The sequence below is a fragment of the Leifsonia sp. SIMBA_070 genome (assembly GCF_046534635.1).
Taxonomy (GTDB): domain Bacteria; phylum Actinomycetota; class Actinomycetes; order Actinomycetales; family Microbacteriaceae; genus Leifsonia.
In genome coordinates this window covers 1-279 of record NZ_JAWRYK010000176.1, presented here as the reverse complement: position 1 = coordinate 279, position 279 = coordinate 1, and the positions used below count along the sequence as shown (strand labels likewise).

At 55.9% G+C, this 279-nt stretch carries 1 pseudogene; it reads left to right on the top strand.

Annotated elements, in window-relative coordinates:
• Positions 1 to 279, top strand: a pseudogene (locus tag SB754_RS19900) (excinuclease ABC subunit B); the annotation flags it as partial.

Below are 279 nucleotides of genomic sequence, written 5' to 3'. Positions count from 1 at the left end.
CAGATTGTTTCCACTATTCCACGTTTTACCATCTACCCGAAAACGCACTACGTCACACCGCGCGAGCGCATCGTACAGGCGATGGAGGAGATCAAAGAAGAGCTGGCCGCCAGACGCAAAGTGCTGTTGGAAAACAACAAACTGCTGGAAGAGCAGCGGCTGACCCAGCGTACCCAGTTTGATCTGGAGATGATGAACGAGCTGGGCTACTGTTCGGGGATTGAAAACTACTCGCGCTTCCTCTCCGGTCGTGGACCGGGTGAGCCACCGCCGACGCTG